Annotated in this window: 3 protein-coding genes; 2 read left to right on the forward strand and 1 reads right to left on the reverse strand. The window is 68.4% G+C overall.

Going from position 1 to position 6,785, the window contains the following annotated elements:
• Positions 1-1,289: serine hydrolase domain-containing protein (locus P409_RS22235; protein ID WP_052121164.1), on the reverse strand; the 1,289-nt coding region annotated here is incomplete at its 3' end.
• Between the two features lie 188 nt (positions 1,290-1,477).
• Here P409_RS22235 and P409_RS22240 point away from each other — a divergent pair.
• Both P409_RS22240 and P409_RS22245 read left to right on the forward strand, forming a co-directional pair.
• Positions 1,478-2,086, forward strand: coding sequence for a helix-turn-helix domain-containing protein (locus P409_RS22240; RefSeq protein ID WP_034843805.1), 609 nt, complete (start codon positions 1,478-1,480; stop codon positions 2,084-2,086).
• Positions 2,087-2,343: 257 nt separating this feature from the next.
• Positions 2,344-6,618, forward strand: a complete 4,275-nt coding sequence (locus P409_RS22245; RefSeq protein ID WP_202964763.1) for an Ig-like domain-containing protein — start codon at positions 2,344-2,346, stop codon at positions 6,616-6,618.
• The last annotated feature ends 167 nt before the right edge of the window (positions 6,619-6,785 follow it).

The raw sequence follows: 6,785 nt of genomic DNA on the forward strand, positions 1-6,785 counted from the left end.
AACCAGCGCGTGTCGATATCGCCATCGGCGCGCGGCGTGAACTCCAGCGGCACGATGCCCCGCTCCGGCATGAAGCTGTCCTCGCCGGTCTGCTCGATCGGCAGGCCGCCGCCCATGTTGCTGACCACCACCGGCTCGCCGTCCTTCACGGCGATGCCGAACACGTCGTCGCCGTCCTCGGCCCGGTACAGGCCGGCGGCGCGGGCCAGCCGGTCCGCGGCGCCCTTGGCGCGCGGCGGGCCGGGCTCATGGCCCAGCACCAGGTCGAGGATGCGGCGGGCCAGCGAGAACGGGCCCATGTCGTCGGTGTTGCCGAGGATGACGATGCCGATCCCGGCCTCCGGGAAGCGCACCGATTCCGACCGGCCGCCGGCGACGCCGCCGCCATGGCCGATGCTGGCCAGGCCGCGATAGCGGCAGGTGACGAGGCCGAGGCCGTAGGGCGAGGGGATGCCGTCGATCACCGCGCCGGGGGCCGACATCCGGGCCAGCATCTCCGGCGTGCCGACCTTCGGCGCGTCGAGATTGGCCAGCCAGGCCGTCATGTCCTCCAGCGTCGAGACCATGCCGCCCTCGCCGCCCAGCACCACGCCCCATTGCGCCTTGTGCCAGCCGCCGTCCGGACCGCGGCCGTGATGGTCGGCCAGCCGCGGCAGGATCTCGGAATCCCAGCGCATCAGCCGGGTGTCGCGCATGCCCAGCGGGCCGGTGATGCGCTCCTCCAGCAGCTGGTTGAAGCTCTGGCCCGAGACCTGCTCGATGATCTCGGACAGAAGGAAGAAGCCGGTGTTGCAGTAGATCAGGTCGGTGCCGGGCCGGAAGTTCACGCCGCCATGCCGGCCGATGATCCGGCGCGCCCCGGCGCGGGTCGACGGCGCGCCGAGCGGCAGCCCGCCCAGCATCATGATCTCCAGGAAGTCGCGCAAGCCCCCGACATTGGCGGCGAGGTGGCGCAGCGTCACCGTCTGCGGATACGCCGGCAGCCAGGGCAGGTGGCGGCGGACATCGTCCTCCATCGACAGCTTGCCCTCGGCCTCCAGCATCAGCGCCAGCAGCACGGTGAACTGCTTGGTCTGCGACCCGATGCGGATGACGGTGCGCGCGTCGATCGGCACGGCATGGGCCAGGTCGGCCATGCCGTAGAAACCACGATGGATCTCGCGCCCATGCCGGGTGACGCTGACCGCGGCGCCCGGCGAATCCGGGTGGGCCCAGCGCGCGAACAGCCCGTCGATCCGGGCGTTCAGGTCCCGGGGCAGGTCCGGTGGCAGGGGGCTGTCATGGCTCATCGCGTCCTCCCGGCGGGTTCGGGGCCCGGTCGCAGCCGCCGGCGACGGCGCCGCAGCCTCCCGGATTCGAAGAGTGCGGGGCTATAGCGTTTGTGTCAAATCCATAGTCGTATCGGAAAATTTCTGGTCCTTGCGATCAGGCCAGCGCCCGACTTAGGGTGATCGACCATCCATCGGCAGGTCCGTGCATGCCCACTCAGCCCAAGCTCGGGGAATGCCTGAAGGCGCTGCGGCGCCGGCATGGCTGGACGCTGCAGGAGGTCAGCCGGCGGACCGGGGTGGCGGTCTCGACGCTGTCGAAGGTCGAGAACGACCAGATGTCGCTGACCTATGACAAGCTGCTGCAGATCAGCGAAGGGCTCGGCATCAACCTGGCCGAGCTGCTGTCGGCGCCGGCGGAGACGGGGGCGGCGATGGCCCGGCGGTCGATCAGCCGGCCGGGGGAAGGGCTGCTCCAGGTGACGCCGAACTACGACTACCTCTATCTCTGCACCGAACTGCAGCGGAAGCGGATGGTGCCGGTGCTCACCACGGTCAAGATCCGCAGCATCGAGGCGTTCGGACCGCTGGTCCATCATTCGGGAGAGGAGCTCATCTACGTGCTTGAAGGCGCGATCGAGGTGCACACCGACCACTACGCGCCGGTGCGGCTGGAGAAGGGCGGCAGCATCTACATCGACAGCACCATGGGCCATGGCTATGTCTCGGTGGGGGAGGGCGACGCGACCATCCTCGGTGTCTGCTCCAGCCCCGAGCCCGATCTCGAAGGGACGCTGCGGTCTCTGTTCACGGTCTGACCGGCGGCCTTCATTTGCATGGCATTCGATATCGCTTGTGAAATATATTTCAATGATTGAGATTTATTGACACTCCCTTCCGGAGACTTCACCATCTCCTGCAATCAGGTCCCGTCCACGGGGCCGCCAGCCGATTTCCAGACCTGAGAGGACCGGCGGACAGGGCAAGGCCCCGACACGTCGCGCCGCTGCTCTCCGGGCAGGAACCGGACAATGGAGGGGGAGCGATGAACGCCTGTCGATCGGCCTTGCTGGCCGTGAGCCTGATATCCCTGTCTCTGGTCACGGGCCACACGGCCTCCGCCCAGAACCTTCCGCTCCACGGGCCGGGCCTCGGCAACCTGACCTACACCGATGCCGAGCTGTTCCGCGAGATCTCGACGATCGACTGGAACAACGGGACTTATCAGAACGGCATCCCGGTGATCCAATACACCATCCCCGGCAACACCAGCCCGCAGAAGCCCTACGGCACCAATGTCGGGGTGATGCACAACGGCTATTTCGTGACCCTGTTCGCGCCGGACAGCGGCGAGGCCACCGGCGGCTTCCTGATCTACGACGTCAGCAACCCGCGCGACATCAAGCTGGTCAAGACGATCTATGAGCCGGACGGCCGCACCAAGGAATTCCGCGAGCCCCACGCCTTCGGCCAGGCCACGATCGGCGGCAAGGACTACATCGCCCTGCCCAGCATCTACGGTGTCGAGTTCTGGGACTTCACCGACATCAACGACATCAAGCAGGTGAAGAAGCTGGCGCTGCCGGGGGTGAATGCCGGCGACTACGAGAACGTCAACTGGCAGATGTGGTGGCAGGCGCCCTATCTCTACGTCGCGTCGGCCAGCCGCGGCATGTTCATCGTCGATGCCCGCGACCCGGCCAATGCCAGACTGGCCGACCGCGGCAATGGCCGGCCCAACCCGCTGCCGGTGGGCGAGCTGGGCGGCTTCCGCGCCGGCCCGATCTTCGCCATGGGCAACGAGATGGTGCTGACCTCGATGGAGACCACGTCGGGCTTCGCCACCCTCGACATCTCCGATCCGCTGAACCCGACCGTGATCGGCGGCAAGAGCACCTTCCCGAACTACTATGCCACTTGCTTCAACGGCCGGAAGCTCTACACCTCCGGCCGCAACGGCGACGGCAAGATGGCCGGCTACGACGTCTCGAACCCGCGCCAGGTCGTGGTCGAGAACGAGACCACGCCGATCGAGGAAGGCCTGTACTGCGCCGCCCAGGACGACCACCTGATCGTCGGGGCGCAGCGCTACATCTTCAAGCTCGACATCACCAACCCGGCCTCCTACCCGGAGATCGGCCGGTCCGAGCGGGTGGCGGACAATGTGACGGTCCCGCCGCGCGGCAACCGCGACCCCGATCTGGGCCAGGTCGCGATGTTCGGCAACCTGGTCTTCGTCGGCAGCGACCATGGCACCAACACCGCGTTCCGGCCGCACCAGAAGGCGCCGGACACGACGCCGCCGGCCGTGCTGACCGTGTCGCCGGCCGCGGGCGTGCTGCACCAGGCCCAGACCTCGCGCATCGGCCTGGCGCTGTCCGACAGCATCCTGCCGGAGACGGTGAATGCCGATACCTTCATCGTCCGGCCCAAGGGCGGGGCGGCGCTGGCCGGCACCTACAGCGTGCAGCTGGGCATCGTCAATTTCTCCCCGGCCGAGCCGCTGCAGCTGAACACCGAATACGAGGTGGTGCTGACCGCCGGCGGGCTGAAGGACTATGCCGGCAACGGCCTGGCCACCGAGTTCACCTCGAGCTTCACGACCGGCAGCCAGTCGGTCCCGACCTCCTATGTCAACCGTTGGCCGCTGGCCAGCACGCTGACCGACGTGGCCGGCAGCAATGACGGGAAGGCCGGCAGCCAGGACAGCTATGCCGAGGGTGGGCTGGACTTCAATCCGCGCATCACCGGCGTGGAGCTGGAGAGCGACAGCATCGCCTACACCCTCGGCGGCACCGCCACCGTCAGCTTCCGGATGAAGACCAGCCAGATCGGCAGCAGCAATCCCTGGCAGGCGCCCGGCATCTTCGGCCGCGACCAGGTCGGCGGCGCCAATGACGTGTTCTGGGGCTGGATCGACAATGCCGGCTACCTGAACCTGTCGGTCGGCGACCGCAGCGCCAGCAACCCGGTCACCCGGTCGACGGCGCCGATCAATGACGGGCAGTGGCACCAGGTCGCCATGACCCGCGATTCCGCCACCGGCGCCCAGTCGATGGTGATCGACGGCGTCAAGGTCACCTCGACCGGCACCGCCGGCGTCATGGGCATCTTCGACAAGCTGCAGATGCTGGGGCAGATCCAGGGCAACCCGGTCGCCTTCAAGGGCATCCTGTCCGACGTCCGGGTCTACAAGCGGGTGCTGACCGACGCCGAGATCGACGGCATCTTCAACCCGCGCCCGTCGGTGCTGCCGCAGCAGCAGGTGGCCAAGGCGGTCGCGCTCGACCCCGCCGCGCTGGGCCTCAGCGGCGCCAAGTACATCTGGAACTTCGGCGACGGCAGCGCGCCGGTGACCACCACCGCTGCCAGCCCGATCGCGCGCTACACCTATCCCACGCCGGGCAACTACACCGTCTCGGTGACGGTGGTGACCGAGGACGGGACGGAGACCTCCTTCTCCTTCCTGCAGAGCGTGATCTACCCGGTCACGGCCGCGGCCCCGACGCACAGCAGCAACATCGTCGGCAATGCCACGGCGGTCTACGCCCTCGACCCCGATGCCGGCACCATCGCCGCGATCGACGCCGCCACCCTGGCCAAATCCTGGCAGATGTCGGTCGGCAAGGAGCCGAAGACCCTGGCCCTCGGGCCCGGCGGCAAGCTGTGGGTCGCGGTGCAGGGCGACGACAAGCTGCTGCGCATCGACCCGCTGACCAAGGCGGTCAGCACCTTCGCTCTCGACTACGGCAGCGCCCCCTATGGCGTCGCGTTCACGCCGGACGGCAGCAAGGGCCTGCTGACCCTGGCCGGCAAGTCGGTGCTGGCCGTGTTCAACCCGTCGACCGGCGCCATCACCCGCCGGGTGATGCTGCCCGGGGGCGGCGACGTGCGCGGCATCGCCGTCAGCGCGGACTCGAAGACCGCCTATGTCACCCGCTTCCGCTCGAAGATGACGCAGGGTGAGGTCTACAAGGTCGATCTCGCCACCACCGCCGGCCCGACCATGATCGCGCTGCCGGTCGACACCACGACCCCGGCCACCGAGGCCGCGGCGCCCGGCGTGGCCAACTACGTCAACCAGGTCGTGATCTCGCCGGACGGCCGTCGCGCCATCCTGCCGTCGAAGAAGGACAACATCGTCCAGGGCCGCTACCGCAAGCAGATCGACCTGAAGGCCGACACCACGGTGCGCTCGATCCTGTCCCAGCTCGACCTGGCACAGGGCAGGGAGGTGTTCGCCGAGCAGATCGACTTCAACAACCGGGCGCCGGCGCGCGCCGCGATCTTCGCCCCCAGCGGCAACTACATCTTCGTCGCCGAGATGGAGTCGAACAGCGTCGAGATCGTCGACCCCTATCGCCGCGCCGTGGTCGGGTCGATCGCCGGCATCGGCCGGACGCCGCACGGCCTCTATCTCGACGCCGCGCGCAAGCGCCTGTTCGTCAACGCCTTCCTCGACCGTCGCGTCACCGTGCACGACGTCAGCAAGGTGATGACCGGCGAGGATTTCGTCACCCCGGCCCCGACCGCGGTCCCGACCGTGGCGACCGAGCCGCTGCCGGTCGCGGTGCTGGCCGGCAAGCGCGTCTTCTACAACGCCGCGGACCCGCGGATGAGCAGTGAGAGCTACATCTCCTGCGCCAGCTGCCATGTCGACGGCGACAGCGACGGCATGGTCTGGGACTTCACCCAGCGCGGCGAGGGCCTGCGCCGCACCATCTCGCTGCAGGGGCGGCAGGGCGTCGGGCCGGCCATGGGCAAGCTGCACTGGACCGCAAATTTCGACGAGCTGCAGGATTTCGAGAAGGACATCCGCGACGAGTTCGAAGGCGCCGGCTTCATGAGCGACGCCGACTATGCCGCCACCATCAACCCGCTGGGCCCGAAGAAGGCGGGCAAGAGCGCCGATCTCGACAACCTCGCCGCCTATGTCACATCGCTCAGCACCTTCCCGCGCAGCCCGTTCCGGACGGCGCAGGGCTGCCTGACGGCGGAGGCGCAGCGGGGCCAGCAGGTGTTCCAGACGGCCAGCTGCACCACCTGCCACGGCACTGCCGTCAGCCAGGACAACCAGCGGCACGACGTCGGCACGGTGCAGCCCTCCTCCGGCACCGGGTCGGGCCAGCCGCTGGCCGGGGTGGGCTTCGACACGCCGACGCTGACCGGCATCTGGCAGTCGTCCTCCTACTTCCACAACGGCCAGGCGGCGACGCTGGCGGATGTGTTCCGCCCCAATCTTAGCGCGGTGCATGGCGGCAAGATCGGCGCCGGCAACGTCGCCGCCGTGACCGCCTACCTGCGGTCGCTGGACGGGCAGAACGTCTGCACCGGGGTGGCCAGCCGGTAGTGGATGAGTTGAGGTAGGGTCGGGTCATCCCGACCCTATCAAGGCCGTAACGCGTTGCCTCTCCCGCTTGCGGAAGAGGTCGGAGACGCGAAGCGGCTCCGGGTGAGGGCCCTTTGTCGAGGCCTGGGCCAGCCCTCACCCGGTCGTCCTGCGGACGCCCGACCTCT

This window comes from Inquilinus limosus MP06, from assembly GCF_000767795.1.
GTDB classification, from domain to species: Bacteria; Pseudomonadota; Alphaproteobacteria; order DSM-16000; family Inquilinaceae; genus Inquilinus; species Inquilinus limosus_E.

Bases quoted from the DNA above. Each gene is read 5' to 3' on its own strand.
- P409_RS22240 (WP_034843805.1), top strand. From the start codon at position 1,478: ATGCCCACTCAGCCCAAGCTCGGGGAATGCCTGAAGGCGCTGCGGCGC.